The following is a 16,493-nucleotide window of genomic DNA, read 5'->3' as shown; positions in this document are numbered from 1 at the left end:
GAGCAGGACCTGTGGGAGCAAAGCTTGCTCGCGATAGCGGTCCGTCAGGCAACATCAATACTGACTGTTCCACCGCCATCGCGAGCAAGCCCGCTCCCACACTGGTTTTGAGGCATGCACAAAAAACTAATACTCACCGCAATCCCCTGTGGGAGCGAGCTTGCTCGCGATAGCGGTAGTCCAACTGCATCAATATCGAATGTGCCGCCATCTTCGCGAGCAAGCCCGCTCCAACAAAGTGCTCCCCTGCCCACAGAACCACCGAAATCCCCCGCTACAAACTCAACACGCGCTTCACAATCCTCGCCGTATAATGCCGCTCTTCCCGGCTTGTAAGAAAAAGCTACACACTCTGTAGCCATACTCAAAGCCAGACCCACAAGCCTGCCGAGTCGGGCCGCCACCACAGGTGCTATGCATGGATTTCAATCCCCTCGACCTCATTCTGCATCTCGACGTCTATCTCGACATGCTGGTGACCAACTACGGGACGTGGGTCTACGCCATCCTGTTCCTGGTGATCTTCTGTGAAACCGGCCTGGTGGTCACGCCCTTCCTGCCGGGCGACTCGCTGCTGTTCATCGCCGGCGCCGTCGCCGCTGGTGGCGCCATGGACCCAGTCCTGCTGGGCGGCCTCTTGATGCTCGCGGCCATCCTCGGCGACAGCACCAACTACCTCATCGGCCGCACCGCCGGCGAAAAACTGTTCAGCAACCCCAACTCGAAAATCTTCCGCCGCGACTACCTGCAGCAAACCCACGACTTCTACGACAAACACGGCGGCAAAACCGTGACCCTGGCGCGCTTCCTGCCGATCATCCGCACCTTCGCGCCCTTCGTCGCCGGCGTCGGCAAGATGAATTACCTGCGCTTCTTCGGCTTCAGCGTCCTCGGCACCGTCCTCTGGGTCGGCGGCCTGGTGACCCTCGGCTACTTCTTCGGCAACGTGCCATTCATCAAGCAGAACCTGTCGCTGCTGGTCGTCGGCATCATCCTGGTGTCGCTGCTGCCGATGATCATCAGCCTGGTGCGCAGCAAACTGAGCCAGCGCGCCTCGAAAGCCCACCCGCGCTGATCGCCCATGTGGTCCCTGAGCAACTGGCGCCGCCGACGCACCCTCGCCAAACACCCCGTGGCCGAGGACACCTGGCAGCGAGTGCGGCAACAATTGAGCTTCCTCGACGGCATCAGCGCCGCCGAGGACCAATGGCTGCGGGAAGCCTGCGTACTGTTCCTGCACGATAAACACCTCACCGCCCTGCCCGGCGTCGAACTGCACCAGGAACAACGCCTGCTGCTCGCCGCCCAGGCCCAATTGCCGCTGATGCACTTGGGCGAACTGAACTGGTACCAGGGCTTCCACGAAATCGTCCTCTACCCCGACGACTTCCTCAGCCCCCAGCGCTACCGCGACGCCAGCGGCATCGAGCACGAGTGGGACGGCGAACACAGCGGCGAAGCCTGGCCCCAAGGCCCGATCATCCTGGCCTGGGACGGCGTGATGGCCAGCGGCGGCTGGGACGGCTACAACCTGGTGATCCACGAACTGGCGCACAAACTCGACATGCTCAACGGCGACGCCAACGGCCTGCCACCGCTGCACGCCGACATGCGCGTCAGCGACTGGGCCGACGCCATGCAACAAGCCTTCGACGACCTCGACCGCCAACTCGACCACAACCCCGACGCAGAAACCGTCATCGACCCCTACGCCGCCGAGAACCCGGCGGAGTTCTTTGCCGTCACCAGCGAATACTTCTTCAGCGCCCCAGACCTGCTGCACCAGGCCTATCCAAAGGTCTACGAACAGCTCAAGGCGTTCTACCGCCAGGATCCGTTGGCCCGGCTGCGGCAACTTCAGGCCGAAGATCCGGTCTATCAGGCGTCATACTAAGGTCTCTACGACCCTGGTAACGTGGCAACAGCGGCTGAATATGCCTATAATCGCCGCCACTTTTTGGTCAATCCGACCAGTCATTTGGTCAACTAACGGGGGCACCGCCCAATGAGCTACAGCAAGATTCCGGCTGGCAAAGACCTGCCGAACGACATCTACGTCGCGATCGAAATCCCGGCCAACCACGCCCCGATCAAATACGAAATCGACAAAGACAGCGACTGCCTGTTCGTTGACCGTTTCATGGCCACCCCCATGTTCTACCCGGCCAACTACGGTTACATCCCCAATACCCTGGCCGACGACGGCGACCCCCTCGACGTGCTGGTCGTGACCCCTTACCCAGTGGCCCCAGGCTCGGTCATCCGCGCCCGTCCAGTCGGCATCCTGAACATGACCGACGACGGCGGCGGCGATGCCAAAGTCATCGCAGTGCCACACGACAAACTGTCGCAACTGTACGTCGACGTGAAGGAATACACCGACCTGCCACCGCTGCTGATCCAGCAGATCGAGCACTTCTTCGCGAACTACAAAGATCTCGAAAAAGGCAAGTGGGTCAAGATCGAAGGCTGGGCCGGTGCTGATGCCGCCCGCGAAGCGATCACCAAGTCGGTTGCCGCCTACAAAGGCTGAAACAAACTTGATAAAGAACCCCGGTTTGCCCCGGGGTTTTTTTATGTCTTAATGGCTCCCAATACGAAACTGTATTAACACTGTGTAACCACGTTTAGCCCGCGCCTTTCAAATCCTGCAAACGGAAAGATCGTCTTATATATTTGAACGACTTGTTTATTGCCGAAAACACAGTCCCCCCTAAACTTTCCGTTTATGAAAATACTTTCCAGTGGCGACCGCTTCAAAGCCCTTCTAAGAGAAGCGAACATCCGTTCCGCCGACTTCGCGAAGTTATACGGCGTGAAATCCCAACACGTGAACAACTGGTTCAACCGTGGCATCCCACCCGGGCGCATCCACAGCATCGCCAGCCTGCTGACCGTCAGCCCGGAGTGGCTCGCCCACGGCGAAGGCCCACAGACCCCATTGGGCCTCGGCCCCGGCACCACCTATGAGGCGGCCGAAAACGATGGCGTCTACAGCGTGGCGGAACCCATGGACATTGAACTGCCCTTCTACAAGGAAGTCCCCATCGCCCCCGGCGAAACCAAAACCCACATCACCGAAATCCCCGACCAATCCATCCGCCTGCCCCGCAGCCACCTCGAATCCCTGGAAATAAACCCCAACGACGCCATCTGCATCACCATGGTCGGCGACAGCATGGCCGAACGCATCGCCGACGGCTCCACCCTCGCCATCGACCGCGGCCTGACCCAAATCGTCGACGGCCAGATCTATGCGCTTGAGCACGACGGCATGCTGCGCATCAAATACCTCCACCGAATCCCCGGCAACCGACTGCGCCTGCGCAGCCACAACAGCGCTGCGTATCCCGACGAGGTCTTCAGCGCCGAACAAATCGACGCGCAACACATCCACGTGATTGGCTGGGTGTTCTGGTGGTCAACCCTCAACAAACAGAGACCGCCGGTATCCGACTAACCCACCCGAACGGACAGACAAGCAAAGCTCCTTGCGCTGAGGAGCCTTTGTGACAGCAAACTTTTGTGACAGAGAGTTTGTGGCAAAGAGCTTTTGTGGCGAGGGAGCTTGCTCCCGCTGGGCTGCGCAGCAGCCCCTGCTTTTTTATCTGAATCCCCCCTAACCCAATGATTCCACACCACTTACCACTGGGCTTCCGAACAAAACCCGCGTATCCTCCGCCCCACATTTGCGAGCCCACGCCTCGCACCGACAAGGCAGATCACTTTCTGACCAAGTCCCACAGCCGGCCGCAAGAGCCGGATGTACGTTTTGAAGGCTGGTAAGGTTTGTCAAAAACGAGCTGAATCAGTCAACGAGAAGCCGGCCATAAGCCGGCTTTTTAATGCCTGAGCTTTTCCATCCCCCATCCAAAATCACGCCCGATGACCAAACAACGTCGCTCGTAAGTATCCCCGTGCTCGACAGCAAAGGTCATCGAACACCGTATGATTCCCAAACGCCATCAGAAGAGAATATTCTGACGACATATTGCGCTGCGTCCTACAGCGAAACGGGAACCCTACGGATAGCCCCCGCCATGTCCTCTTCACCTATCAGCAATCAATCCAATCCGCCCTGGAGCCGTGACGAACTCGTCCTGGCCCTGAACCTGTACCTTCTTCACCGCAATGGTTTACCCGGAGTGAATCATCCGGAAGTCCGAGCCCTATCACAGAGCCTCAATCTCATTGGCAACGCCACAGCTGTGAGCAAGAACCAGAGTTTTCGTAACACCAATGGTGTCTGCATGAAGCTCAACAATTTCCGTCGTTGGGATCCGAGCTACACCAACACTGGTCGCACAGGTCTTGCAAAAGGCAATAAGGACGAGGAATTGGTATGGCTGGAGTTTGCTAATAATCCCGAGCGTCTGGCCGAAGTCGTAGCAGCCATCAAGGCGAACGTCGGAACCACTTCTTCTACTACGCCGATAGATCTAAGTGCGGAGGAAGAACCGGGCTTCTTCGAAGCAGAGGAAGGAAAAGTGTTAACTCGCGTGCACCGTGTACGGGAAAGGGACAAAAAACTCGTAAAACGAAAAAAGGACGAAGTCCTCAAGAAGCACGGTGTTCTCCAGTGCGAAGCCTGTGGCTTCAACTTCAGCAAAACATACGGCCCGGACATCGAAGGCGTTATCGATGTGCACCACACCAAGCCACTGCATACGCTCCAACCTGGCGATAAAACCAAGCTCGCGGACCTCGCATTGTTATGTGCCAATTGTCATCGTGTGGTGCATTCACGCCGTAAGTGGTTGAGTGTCGCCGAGGTCAAGGACCGCTACCAAGCAGCCAAAAACACAGCCTGAACTGGCTCGGCTGCTAAGGGCAAATCGGTGAAAAGCCCACTACGCCAAAAGAAAACTCCTACAATCCATCCCTAGATTTCTGACGTGGCTGTTGGTCACGTTTCTGGCGGCAAACGAGAGGCAAGCCTGTGAGCAAGGCAGATGGCACACCCAAACAATTAATCGACGTGGAAAATCTTGCAGCATCCCTTCAGCGCTTTGCAGATGATCGCGACTGGCAGCAATTCCACTCGCCCAAAAACCTTCTGCTAGCGCTGACAGGCGAGGTGGGTGAGCTTTGCGAAGTTTTCCAGTGGATGAGCGAAGCAGATTCAGTGGCTGCCGCGAAACATCCCGCAACCGCCCAAGCCGTGAAGGACGAGCTAGCCGACGTACTCATGTACTTAGTCCGTCTGAGCAGCGTGCTCGGAGTCGATCTCAACGAAGCGGTCGCGAGCAAACTTGCTATGAACGGCCAGAAATACCCCGTCGACAAAGCTAAAAGCACCAGCAAAAAGTACGACCAACTCTGACCTTCAGTGCTCTAAGGATCTCTTGTGATCGTTTACGCTGCGACCAAACAGCAATTCCTAAAAGACAACGATAACGACGACATTGAAGAAGTGATTCTGCGACACTTCAAAGAGGCCACTGGTAAGAAGGTCGGCGCGTCAGAGATCAGGTCGTGGCAGGGATCCCTGACCTACATGGCCAAGGTGCTTCGAGATGATGACCTACCCAGCGATGCTGGTCTGGCCATTGAGTTGCATATCCCACAGTCCTCGAAACGCATCGATTTTTTGCTCACGGGGCGTGATGAGAACCAAGCAAAAAAAGCCGTATTGATCGAACTGAAGCAATGGAGCAAGGCGAGCGCAACCACCAAGGACGCAATTGTCAAAACCGCCTTAGGTGGCGGTCTCGTTGAAACCATTCACCCGTCCTACCAGGTATGGTCGTACGCAGCGCTGCTGGAAGGCTTCAACGAAGCGGTATATGACAAAAGCATCGAAATTCGCCCCTGCGCCTATCTGCATAACTATGTCAGTGATGGTGTCATCGACTCCGCTCACTACCAAGCCCATACCAGTAAAGCTCCATTGTTCCTCAAAGGCCCCGAGGAACTGATCAAGCTACGGACCTTCCTGAAAAAACACATCACTTACGGCGATAACAAGGAGGTTCTCTACGAACTCTCCAACGGAAAAATTCGGCCATCCAAAGCGTTAGCCGAGGCGCTTGGCGGGCTCATGAAAGGCAAACCAGAGTTCGTATTGATTGACGACCAAAAGGAAATATTCGAGTCAGCGCTTGTTGCGGCGAGTGAGGCGTCCATAGCCGCGCCAAAGGTGCTAATCATCGAGGGCGGCCCTGGGACCGGAAAAACCGTTTTGGCAATTAACTTGCTGGTAAGACTCACCGGGTTAAAGTTGCTGAGCAAATACGTCTCGAAAAACGCCGCACCACGCAAGGTCTACGAAAGCAAACTGGTCGGTACGATCAAGCGTAGTCATTTTTCTAATTTCTTTTCCGGCTCGGGTGCGTTTATCGAAACCGAGCCCAATACGTTCGACGCACTCATCGTTGACGAAGCTCACAGGCTCAACGAGAAAAGCGGTCTTTATGGGAACCTAGGCGAGAACCAAATTAAGGAATTGATCAACTCAGCGAAGTGCTCGATTTTCTTCATCGACGAAGATCAACGCGTGACCTTGAGCGACATCGGTAACAAGCAGGCGATTCGTACCTTTGCGAAATCCAAAGGCGCAACCGTGGAGGAATACATACTATCCTCCCAGTTCCGTTGCAGCGGCTCTGACGGTTATCTCGCGTGGTTGGATGACATATTGGCTATTCGACCGACCGCCAATCCGCTACTCGATACTAGCGAGTACGAGTTCAAAGTGTTCAACACCCCGCAGGCAATGCACGCGGCCATTGAGCAGAAAAACCACGGAAACAAAGCTCGCGTAGTCGCGGGTTACTGCTGGCCTTGGCTCAGCAAAAAAGATCCCCAGGCGTCCGATATCGTGATCGGCGATGGTTATGCGCGTCAGTGGAACCTGGATCAGGACGGCAGTTTGTGGATCATTGCGGAAAACTCCATTGAACAGGTCGGTTGCATCCACACCTGCCAGGGGCTGGAAGTCGACTATATAGGCGTAATCATCGGGCCAGATTTGATCGTTCGTGACGGGCAAGTACTCACATCGCCGCATAAACGTGACAAGCACGACAAATCGATTCGTGGCTGGAAGAAGCTGATGAAAGAGCAGCCTGATTTCGCGCAGAAAGAGACGGACCTGATCATCAAAAACACCTACCGAACACTGATGACCCGAGGGATGAAAGGGTGCTACCTCTACTGTACTGATCAGGAGACGGCACAGTATTTTGAGAGTCGGCTTGCCGATTACCGCACCACTGATGTCCTGCTGACTTAGACAATTATCCAACAGGTTGTTGGACAATCTGGGCGCTCGTCGTTTCGGGACTCTCGCATACGAAAAGGTCTTGCCAAGCAAGACCCTTTTTCATACCAGGGTACGCGCGGCCCCTTGTTACCTCACCTCAACAATATCCAAAGCCCGATTAGCCAACAGTTCACTCACCTCAATCACCTGCAAAACCCCCAACGCAAAATGCCGTCGCGATCCCTCAAGACCAAACGCCAAATCACTGATCATGGCATTGGCCGAAGCCAGGTTCTCACTGAGATTGGCAAGCAGACATTCCGAATCAACATCCGGTGCGATACGGAAGATGGTGTTGGGCTTGTCAGACATTTCGTCCTTCGGCGTAGGCTTCAGGTAGTAATCCAACGCCCGGTTGGCAGCCTCATCAAGCTTATTGTTACGAGCAGACTGAGCGCGAGACACATGCTCATCCGCAATCGGAGGGTTCGGTGTAATTTTTGCCATCGACTTAGGTTCCTTAAGTGATGCTGCAACCACCTCGCGACTAAACGAGAGGGCGGCAGCTGTGCGCAGGTTAGTCGACCGGTGAACCTAAGAATCCCGGCGCGCCCGGGGGCGCCCTGCGCACAGCCACCATCAATACAGGAACAGCACAGCCTGTCCGACGGGACTTGGTACGCCTTAGGTTGAGACGGGCGACTAAACCCGATCACTGATGCTCAGTGACAGGATTCAAACTACCGACGCCCTCCAAGACGCACAAGCCGGCGGATTCTGGCGTAGTTGTAGGCAATGGCGCAAGGCGATGTCGGTCGTGGCTGGTCTCGTGGAGTCACGATAAACAGCGGGCTGAAATGCTGGCTGACACACTGCTATCGCGAGCAAGCTCGCTCCCACAGAGTAGCTTGCGTCAGGCATTTCAAACGTAGGAATGGCGGAGCGGGTTATGCGGTGCGTCAGCGTCATTTAGTAAGGAGCGACGCTGCGGTTGGGGAATTGTGCAGCAGGCTGCTGCACTACTTAAGAGAACTCATCGTTCCAAGTGCGCAGTGCGGAAATGCATTCGCGACCGGCTGCATCCTTGCAGCCAGTCGCGAAGAGGGTTACGACGCGTTGTTCAATGGGGCTTGCGAGCAACGTCGCAATGAATCAGGCGGGATATCTCGATCATATCCACGACGGTTTTGTCATCGACCGCAAACCCGCTGCCTGAACCCCCTGTGTTGCCGTTACTTGAGGGTGACGTCGAGCATCGGCGGGATGTAACCGTAGTCGTACTCGCCCACCACGAACGTCTGCAGCCCTTTTATTTTCATGCCCACCGTTGGAGCCTCGGTGCCACCGACACGAATCTGCGTGCCGGTTTCGTCGGTCGGTACGCTGTCGATGAAGGAGGTCACCAGGCCGTTTGGCATTACATAGTGCGAGTAGGTCTGGAATGGCTGCGAGGACGGGTTGCCCAGCACCAGGCCGGAACCGTTCAGCGGCACGTAAGGGCCGAACAGCGAGTCCGCGACAAAACCGTACACCCCGTCCGGGCCGGTCACACCGTCGGCATAGGTGAAGGTATGGCTAATCGTGAACAGGTAGTACTTGCCATCCTGGAACACGAAGTGCGGGCGCTCGGTCTGGTCGTTTACCCCGACGGCGGTCAGCAGTGGCGGCAACATTTCCCAGTCGTCACCGTCCGCGTCGCGGGCCACGGCGATGCCGACACAGGCGGTCTGGTAGCGCGAGTTGCCGACATCTTCATAACCCGGCGGCACATCGCCGATTTCTGCCTCGCCTACTTTGTGCGAGCCGCGCTCACCGGCCACGTTACCCTCGAACAGCATGTAGAGCTTGCCATCTTTCGGGTCGCGGAAAGGCCATGGGTCACGGAAACCCCAGAACGCGTTTTGGGCTTCGGTCTGGTACATCTTGCCGTCAGCCTCGAACAGCGGCTTGACCTTCTCGAAGCCGACCATGCTGACACCATGTTCAGTGGTCACTACCCGACCGCGCACCTTGACGATGGTCGCGCCTGGAGTGACGGCGGTGTAATACAGGTCGACTTCACCTCGGTCGTTCAACAGGATCGGCGTACCGGCCCATTCGCGAGCGGTCGGCGAAACGCCTTCGGCCATCACGCGGCCACCGAATTCCCAGTTCTTGCCGGTACGAGAAAACCAGTAGTACATCTTTGCCCGACCGTGGCGATCGTTCCAATCGCGGAGGATGTCGTAGTTACCGTCCTCGTCGAGGTACTGCGGGTCGTTTGGATGACGATCGGCAGTCAGGGTAAAGATTACCGACCAGCCATCGACGGACGTCACGTTACCGTCCAAGTCGCGCAGGGGCATGGTGTCCCAGATAAACACGTCGTTGTTCAGTACCGGGAAATCCGCGCTGACCAGCGGCTGAGTGGTGGTGGGATCATCTGCCCGGACTTTCAACGCGTCGGCGCGGGTCCAGAGGCTGGGTTGATGGGGGGTTACACCGAATTTTTCAGTGGTGGTTTTCATAGGTTATTGCCTCGTCCATGAATGGATTCAAATAAATAGTGATTTAGAAATACTGTATGTGCATACAGTGAAGCCACCTTATAGGGGGTTATGCATGTGGGTCAAGCATAAAAATGCATTTGTGCATAATTGGATTTTTTCTTTGGGCTGATACGTTTCAGCTGTGAACGTTTGCAGAAGTTAGTTCATGGGGAGATCGACGACGTTGGCTGCACGGTCGGCGCTCTGAACGCTACTCGGTGGAAAGCGCGCGTAACGGGGCACCGGGCGAAAGCAATGCATAGAGGGATTGGCCAACTGAGCCTGCGGGTTTTGCGTAAAGGCCAATGCAGGGTGGGGAGCCACACGGGGTTTAGATTTGTCGCCGTCGGCGGCGTGAAGGGAAGCGGGACGTGGTGAGCTGCTTGCGAGGTGGTGAGTCAGTGGTTTTGATGTTGACTGGTGTGCCGCTATCGCGAGCAAGCTCGCTCCCACAGTGGGAGCTGCGAAATGCCTGTTATGGCGGTGGGTCACGAACGCTCAGTCACTCAATACCCGGGGTAAGCGCGGCTCTGAATTTCACACATCGAGGTCAGGCTTGGTCTAGGCAAACGCGCAAACAAAACTCCTGACGCGGCCGGCTTCAACACCCAACAAGCCTATTTCGGTTTCATCAATGGCTTGGAGTTGAACCAGGTTCATGCCTTCGCGCCGGTAAACTGCACTGCCCTCTGAATCTGCATGAACCACATACCCCCCATGCTTTACGCCTACACGACCTTTATCGAGAACAATACTGGCCGAGACCAGGATATGGAAATCCAGGACGTTGTTCTTATGCAGAACCGTCGCGCCAATGAAATGTTCTGCGCATATTTCCAAAGCCATTTGCAGCCCATGGATCGCTGGGGTTTCCCGATAACTGCCCGGCATGAATATCTTATCTTCCCAGAACTGCGCGTCATTCAGTTCTTCCAGCCCATCGTTTCCTATGTTGGGGTAACGTTTATGCTGGTAAAAAACGTTTCCATTCCAAATGATGAAGCCTGTATTTCTAACGATTCCGCTGCCGGCTTCTGAACCATCTGTTTCGATTTTTGCGATCCGCTCCTTCGTAGCCTTTGCATAATCGCCATAAACCCCTTTGTTCATGCGGTCCCGCTCCGGGATTTCATTCACAACCGCATCTATTTCCGCACCATATTTTGCCTTGTTGATATTTCTGGCCTGCCCCCATGATTTCAACTGCTGGGTTCCCCTTTTCAGCTTCCTGGAATCTGGACGCAACATTGACTTGAACCAAAGCGTCGTGCCTGGGACCAGTATCAGCCATGGATTTATCTTTGAAATATCTATCAATGTTGCACGGATGATTTCTTTTTCTTCCTCCGAAATAAACGAGACAGGCATTTCCTTGGAGAAAAGGTACTCGGGGGCAACGACAAGACAATAATCCAGTTGATGTCGATCGATATGTTTGGCGAAGGCAGTTCTCGCCATGTACAGCAAAGCCCCGATTCTAAGCTGTATGCAGAGAAGGCTATTCTCGACGGGAACTCTTAATCTGCGTGTATCGAAGTCCCAGACCACCACCAGCACGTTCGGCATCCTTTCCTCCCGCCTGGCTGCTGAGCGGTGCCGCAAGCCGGGTTGGCCGCATTCGTGTGAGAAGGCACTTGGCGCATATTCCAGGAAAATTCAGCTTAGATGAGCCAGGACGATTTGGCCGACAGCCCCTGAAAAATATTTGTGAAACGCAAGAATCGAGGCTTTTTTGGATGCCGCAAAAAAAACGGGCAGGTGACCAACCTGCCCGATGCCAACGACCTGACCCATCACCCCAACGTATTCAAACAAACCACCTTCGGCTGGGTCATTTCCTCATACGCAAAGCGCACCCCTTCCCTGCCCAAACTGCCGTACTTGGAACCGCCAAACGGCATCGCATCAAACCGGAAATCCGATGAATCATTGATCATCACACCCCCCGCTTCGATCCGCCGTGCAGCGCTCATCGCGGTGTTGAGGTCGTTGGTGAAGATCCCAGCGTGAAGCGCGTATTCAGGTTCGTTAGCCAACGCGATGGCCTCATCAAACGTGTCGAACGGCTGCAACACCACCACTGGCGCAAAGGCTTCGTTGCGCCAGAGTCGGCTGGAATGATCGACGTTTTCCAGGACGGTGGCGGCGTAGCAGGTGCCTTGGCGGCGGTGGCCGCAGAGCAAGGTGGCGCCTTGTTGCAGGGCTTCGTTGACGACCTGTTCGGCGTTCTGCGCGGCTTGTTGGGTGATCATCGGGCCGATGTCGGTGTTGGCGAGCAGTGGGTTGCCGACGACGAGGGCTTGGGCCTGGTTGACGAAGCGTTCGCGGAAGGCTTCGTAGATCGGTGCGTGGATGAGCAGGCGTTGGGTGCCGATGCAGTTTTGCCCGGCGGCCCAGAAGGCGCCGGAGATGCAGCTGTCGACGGCGGCGTCGAGGTTGCAGTCGCCCATGACGATGACGGGGGCGTTGCCGCCGAGGTCCATGGCGAGTTTTTTCAGGCCGGCGGTGCGGGCGATTTGTTCGCCGGTGACGAAGCCGCCGGTGAAGGAGATCATCCGCACGTCGCGGGCGGCGACCAGGGCTTTGCCCAGTTCCGCGCCGCCGGTGGCGACGGTGACCACGGTTTCAGGCAGGCCGGCGGCGACCAGGTACGACACCAGTTTGAGGGCCGACAACGGTGCCAGCTCGGACGGTTTGAGGATCACCGCGTTGCCGCCAGCGATGGCCGGGCCGAGTTTGTGGGCGACCAGGTTCAGCGGGTCGTTGTAGGGGGTGATGGCGACGATCAGGCCCAGGGGTTCACGGGTGAACCAGCCCTGGCGCGATTCGGCGCCTTCGTAGGCATCGAACGGTACGATTTCACCGGCGTTGCGCTTGGCTTCTTCGGCGGAGAGCTTGAGGGTGTTGACGCAGCGTTTGACTTCTTTTTCCGCCTGTTTGAGGGTCTTGCCGGCTTCGTCGACGATCAGCCGGGCGAAGGCTTTGGCGTCGCGTTCGATGTTCAGTGCCGCGTGTTCGAGGATGCTGGCGCGGCGATGACGTGGGAGTGCGGCACAGGCGCGTGCGCCGCTGCGGCCGGTCTCGAGCAGGTGCGGGACTTCTGAGGCGCACACGTCGGCGACGGTGCCGACGATGCTGCCGTCAAACGGGTTGAGGACTTCGATGTGCGGTTCGACGACCGCCAGGGCCAGGCGCGATACGTTCACAGGTTGTGCTCCTGTTTGCGGGTTGCCGATTGGTGGATGTGGATGATGTCCGACAGCAGTGCGAAGGCGGTTTCAGTACGGCCTGCGCCCGGACCGGAGACGGTGACGGCGCCGAGCAGTTCGCTGGTGAACGACACAGCGTTGGTGGCGCCGCTGATGCTCGCCAGTGGGTGGTCGTTGCTCAGCAGGCGCGGTTCGACGCTGGCGCTGATGGAGCCGTCGGCCTGGCGTGTGGCGGCGCCAATGAGTTTCCAGCGGGCGCCGTCGTGGCGGGCTTTTTCGATGTCGGCGAGCCTGAGGGCGGAGATGCCGCTGCAGGTGACGTCGTTGACGGTGAGTTTGGCGTCCAGCAGTTCGTTGGCGAGGATCACCACTTTGAGGCGCACGTCGTGGCCTTCGACGTCTGCCGTTGGGTCGGCTTCGGCGTAGCCCAGGGCTTGGGCCTGGCTGACGGCTTCGGCGAACCCGAGGCCGCCTTCCATGCAGGTGATGACGAAGTTGGAGGTGCCGTTGAGGATGCCTTCGAAACCGGTGATCGAGCTGCCGGCCAGGGACTGTTTGGCGAGGCGAATGACGGGGGTGCCGCTCATGACCGAGCCTTCGTATTCGAAAGCGACGTTGTTGCGCTGGGCCAAGGCTTTGAGCTCGGCGCCGTGCAGGGCGATGGGGCCTTTGTTGGTGGTGACCACGTGTTTGCCGCGCTCCAGGGCCCAGCGGCAGAACGAGGTGGCAGGCTCGCCGTCCACCGGATTGGTGAAGGTGGCTTCGGCGATGATGTCGGCGCCGCAGTCTTTGATCACGGCTTCGTTGAGGGCATCGACGGTGCCGCCGGGCAGTTGAGCCATGGCGCCTTTGGTGGTTGGCAGTTTGGCCAGCAATGCGGCGTCGAGGCCGTGACGGTCCATCACCGAACCGAGGAACAGGTCGGTCACGCCGACGATTTTCAGGGTAAAGCCGAGCTCGGTTTTCCACTGCTGGTTGCGCTCGGCAATCAGTTGAGCCAATGCCCGGTTCACACCGCCGAAGCCGACCAGCGCCAGTTTGTATTCAGTCATTTTTGTTATGTCCTTGATCCGGGTGATTGGAGTTGTTGGGATCTAGGTTAGGGAGGTGGCGTGGGCAGTGAAATATGCCAATTTGCTCTATTTTTTGGGCGTTTTGACCAGGGGGTGGGCAAAGCGGTAGGTGTGGATTCGATCGTTCCCACGCTCTGCGTGGACATGCATCCCGTGACGCTCTGCGTCGCCCTCTCAGAAGCGGAACGCGGAGCGTCCCTGGCGGCATTCCCACGCGGGAGCGTGAGGAACGATCGCTCACAGCCCCCGCGACCTGATCGTTCCCACGCTCTGCGTGGGCATGCATCCCGTGACGCTCTGCGTCACCTCGCAGAAGCGGAACGCGGAGCGTCCCTGGCGGCATTCCCACGCGGGAGCGTGAGGAACGATCGCTCACAGCCCCCGCGACCTGATCGTTCCCACGCTCTGCGTGGGCATGCATCCCGTGACGCTCTGCGTCGCCCTCTCAGAAGCGGAACGCGGAGCGTCCCTGGCGGCATTCCCACGCGGGAGCGTGAGGAACGATCGCTCACAGCCCCCGCGACCTGATCGTTCCCACGCTCTGCGTGGGCATGCATCCCGTGACGCTCTGCGTCGCCTCGCAGAAGCGGAACGCGGAGCGTCCCTGGCGGCATTCCCACGCGGAGCGTGGGAACGATCTGCACTACCGGGCTCAGACCACCGACGACAACACAAACGACGTCACGGTGTTCTCCACCCCCGGCAACGCCGAGATTTCTTTCCACACCTTGTGCACCCGCTCCGGGTTCGCCGCGCCGACTCGCAGCATCAAGTCAAACTCGCCACTCATCACATCGCACTGCAGCACTTCGGGCATGGCTTGCAAGGCCTGCAATACCTCGGCGCCGCGCATGCGGTCGTAGCGGTAGACGAAGATCACCGCGTTGATGTTCGACGACGCGTGCGCGCCCTCCCCGGTGCGCACCGTGTAGCCCTGGATCGCGCCGTCACGTTCGAGGCGTTCGATGCGTTGGCGTACGGCGTTGCGCGAGAGGTTGACCTTGGCTGCCAGTTCGGCGTGGGCGGCGCGGGCGTTGAGGCGCAGTTCGGCGATGATGCGTTCGTCGAGGGGATCGAGAATTCGCTTCATGGGGCCTCCGGTTATAGGGCGCCGAGCAGTTGATGGAGGGCACCGAGGTCGTCCGGCTGGATGCGATGAATCTGCGCCGGGCCATGCTCGGAAACCGGGCGTTGTTGCGCCGCAATGTGGATCCCCAACTCGCCGAGCAACACCGCCGATTTGGCTGGGGAGATCTCGCCCAAGGTCACCATCGGCGCCACCAGGCTGCGCCGGTACAAACGCGCCGCGAGCACACCGGTGGCGGTGTGTGGATCGATGACGTAGCCGGTGTCGCGATGCAGCGAAGTGATCTCCTCCAGCGTCTGCTCATCGCTGACCGCGTACGAGTCGATGATCATCCGCGCCTGCAACCAGAACTCGTTGGCGATGGTCATTTCGCCCTGGGTTTCGAAGGTGTGCATTAGCGCGCTGACTGCTTGATCATCGTGCCCATAGAGCTCCCAGAGAAACCGTTCCAGGTTGGAAAAAATCGACAAATCCATGGCCGGCGACAGGGTCTTGCTGGCGCGCAATCGCGAGTAGTGGTTCTTCAAAAAGAACTGATGCAGCGCGTCATTCTGGTTGGTGGCAACGATCATCTGCGTGATCGGCAAGCCCATCTTCTGCGCGATGTAGCCAGCATAGACTTCGGCAAAACTCGCCGCCGGCACGCTGAAGCCAATGGGCCGCTGACCGCCGCCCAGTTGCAGCACGGCGTGGAAATAAAACACCAACTGCGCCATGACGCTGACCCAGTTGCTGGAATTGAAACTGATCGCCTCATGCTGTCGGAACAGTTGGGTGACCAGGGTCTGGCATTCATCGAAACTGCCATCGACGGCCACTTGATGAACCCGCGGATGTGCCGTCGCTTGCAGGTCTTGAAGCTGGTCTTGCGGTACGCCGGCCTCGGGATAAATCACCACCACGTCGGTCTCTTCGCAGTGCTTGAAGGCCTCGATGGCGGCCAGGCCGGTGTCGCCGTTGGTGACGCCAACCACCACGGCGCGACGCCCGCGTTTGCGCAGGAAGTACTGCACCAGTCGTGCCTGCAATTGCGCGGCAAAGTCCTTCGAGGAGCGGGTCGGCCCATGGAACAATTCCAGGACCCATTCATTGCGATCCACTTGATGCAACGGCGCCAGGGAGCGATGGCTGAACTGGCTGCCGGCCTCCTTGAGCACCCGCTTGAAGTCAGCTTCGGGGATCGCCTCGCCCACGAACGGACGCATCACTCGATAGGCCAGTTCGTCGTAGGACAAGGTCGACCAATTGGCGATGTCCTGGGGTTCGAATTGCGGCAGTTCGACGGGAACGAACAGCCCGCCGTCCTCGGCGATGGCCGACAGTACGACGCGTTCGAAGTCGACCTGCACGGTTGAATTTCGGGTACTCACATAGCGCATGGTCAGCTCCGGA

The 16,493-nt window shown here is 57.8% G+C and carries 14 protein-coding genes; 7 read left to right on the top strand and 7 right to left on the bottom strand.

The genetic code is table 11. The features are described from left to right. Positions 1-418 precede the first annotated feature (418 nt). The 7 genes from AB4O09_RS04630 (at position 419) to AB4O09_RS04600 (ending at position 7,234) form a co-directional block, all read left to right on the top strand. Positions 419-1,075, top strand: a complete 657-nt coding sequence (locus AB4O09_RS04630) for a DedA family protein (RefSeq protein WP_123351421.1) — start codon at positions 419-421, stop codon at positions 1,073-1,075. Between the two features lie 6 nt (positions 1,076-1,081). Continuing rightward, on the top strand, positions 1,082-1,894 hold the full coding sequence (locus AB4O09_RS04625) for a M90 family metallopeptidase (protein WP_003205930.1): 813 nt from the start codon (positions 1,082-1,084) through the stop codon (positions 1,892-1,894). A 111-nt stretch (positions 1,895-2,005) separates the two neighbouring features. Beyond that, positions 2,006-2,533, top strand: coding sequence for an inorganic diphosphatase (gene ppa, locus AB4O09_RS04620; protein ID WP_003205933.1), 528 nt, complete (start codon positions 2,006-2,008; stop codon positions 2,531-2,533). Positions 2,534-2,728: 195 nt separating this feature from the next. Beyond that, positions 2,729-3,460 (top strand): LexA family transcriptional regulator, encoded by a 732-nt coding sequence (locus AB4O09_RS04615; protein WP_460107965.1) that lies wholly within the window; start codon positions 2,729-2,731, stop codon positions 3,458-3,460. 580 nt (positions 3,461-4,040) lie between these two features. Continuing rightward, positions 4,041-4,811 carry an HNH endonuclease gene (locus AB4O09_RS04610; protein ID WP_460107964.1) on the top strand — a complete coding sequence of 257 codons (771 nt, stop codon included), beginning with the start codon at positions 4,041-4,043 and terminating at the stop codon, positions 4,809-4,811. Between the two features lie 128 nt (positions 4,812-4,939). After that, positions 4,940-5,323, top strand: a complete 384-nt coding sequence (locus AB4O09_RS04605; protein WP_003205937.1) for a nucleotide pyrophosphohydrolase — start codon at positions 4,940-4,942, stop codon at positions 5,321-5,323. A 24-nt stretch (positions 5,324-5,347) separates the two neighbouring features. Next, complete coding sequence (locus AB4O09_RS04600; RefSeq protein WP_013694287.1) at positions 5,348-7,234, top strand: DUF2075 domain-containing protein; 1,887 nt, start codon at positions 5,348-5,350, stop codon at positions 7,232-7,234. A gap of 117 nt (positions 7,235-7,351) precedes the next feature. On the opposite strand, the gene AB4O09_RS04595 is transcribed toward AB4O09_RS04600, so the two are convergent. From AB4O09_RS04595 to thrC, 7 genes are all read right to left on the bottom strand, one after another. Continuing rightward, the gene (locus tag AB4O09_RS04595; RefSeq protein ID WP_460107962.1) at positions 7,352-7,711 is read right to left on the bottom strand and encodes a DUF6124 family protein; all 360 of its coding nucleotides are present in this window, start codon (positions 7,709-7,711) and stop codon (positions 7,352-7,354) included. Between the two features lie 725 nt (positions 7,712-8,436). Beyond that, positions 8,437-9,711, bottom strand: coding sequence for a glycoside hydrolase family 68 protein (locus tag AB4O09_RS04590; RefSeq protein ID WP_223523848.1), 1,275 nt, complete (start codon positions 9,709-9,711; stop codon positions 8,437-8,439). Between the two features lie 582 nt (positions 9,712-10,293). Beyond that, on the bottom strand, positions 10,294-11,298 hold the full coding sequence (locus AB4O09_RS04585) for a hypothetical protein (protein WP_013694290.1): 1,005 nt from the start codon (positions 11,296-11,298) through the stop codon (positions 10,294-10,296). Between the two features lie 227 nt (positions 11,299-11,525). Further along, positions 11,526-12,938, bottom strand: a complete 1,413-nt coding sequence (locus tag AB4O09_RS04580) for an aldehyde dehydrogenase family protein (RefSeq protein ID WP_027912047.1) — start codon at positions 12,936-12,938, stop codon at positions 11,526-11,528. Beyond that, entirely contained in the window at positions 12,935-13,993 is a 1,059-nt protein-coding gene (locus tag AB4O09_RS04575; protein ID WP_460107960.1) for a homoserine dehydrogenase, read from the bottom strand. The genes AB4O09_RS04580 and AB4O09_RS04575 overlap by 4 nt, the downstream gene beginning before the upstream one ends. A 673-nt stretch (positions 13,994-14,666) precedes the next feature. Continuing rightward, positions 14,667-15,104: an Lrp/AsnC family transcriptional regulator gene (locus AB4O09_RS04570; RefSeq protein WP_003205952.1), complete on the bottom strand. Its 438-nt coding sequence runs from the start codon at positions 15,102-15,104 to the stop codon at positions 14,667-14,669. A gap of 11 nt (positions 15,105-15,115) precedes the next feature. Continuing rightward, positions 15,116-16,480, bottom strand: a complete 1,365-nt coding sequence (thrC, locus tag AB4O09_RS04565) for a threonine synthase (RefSeq protein WP_460107958.1) — start codon at positions 16,478-16,480, stop codon at positions 15,116-15,118. Between the last annotated feature and the right edge of the window lie 13 nt (positions 16,481-16,493).

The sequence above is a fragment of the Pseudomonas sp. H1_F01 genome (assembly GCF_054681425.1).
Note: the sequence above shows the minus strand (reverse complement) of the source record. Positions and strands in the feature narration are given on the sequence as shown.

Excerpts from the sequence above, each read along its gene's own strand:
- AB4O09_RS04630 (WP_123351421.1), top strand. The coding sequence starts at position 419 with ATGGATTTCAATCCCCTCGACCTCATTCTGCATCTCGACGTCTATCTC.
- AB4O09_RS04625 (WP_003205930.1), top strand. The coding sequence starts at position 1,082 with ATGTGGTCCCTGAGCAACTGGCGCCGCCGACGCACCCTCGCCAAACAC.
- ppa (WP_003205933.1), top strand. The coding sequence starts at position 2,006 with ATGAGCTACAGCAAGATTCCGGCTGGCAAAGACCTGCCGAACGACATC.
- AB4O09_RS04615 (WP_460107965.1), top strand. The coding sequence starts at position 2,729 with ATGAAAATACTTTCCAGTGGCGACCGCTTCAAAGCCCTTCTAAGAGAA.
- AB4O09_RS04610 (WP_460107964.1), top strand. The coding sequence starts at position 4,041 with ATGTCCTCTTCACCTATCAGCAATCAATCCAATCCGCCCTGGAGCCGT.
- AB4O09_RS04595 (WP_460107962.1), bottom strand. The coding sequence starts at position 7,711 with ATGGCAAAAATTACACCGAACCCTCCGATTGCGGATGAGCATGTGTCT.
- AB4O09_RS04590 (WP_223523848.1), bottom strand. The coding sequence starts at position 9,711 with ATGAAAACCACCACTGAAAAATTCGGTGTAACCCCCCATCAACCCAGC.
- AB4O09_RS04585 (WP_013694290.1), bottom strand. The coding sequence starts at position 11,298 with ATGCCGAACGTGCTGGTGGTGGTCTGGGACTTCGATACACGCAGATTA.
- AB4O09_RS04575 (WP_460107960.1), bottom strand. The coding sequence starts at position 13,993 with ATGACTGAATACAAACTGGCGCTGGTCGGCTTCGGCGGTGTGAACCGG.
- AB4O09_RS04570 (WP_003205952.1), bottom strand. The coding sequence starts at position 15,104 with ATGAAGCGAATTCTCGATCCCCTCGACGAACGCATCATCGCCGAACTG.
- thrC (WP_460107958.1), bottom strand. The coding sequence starts at position 16,480 with ATGCGCTATGTGAGTACCCGAAATTCAACCGTGCAGGTCGACTTCGAA.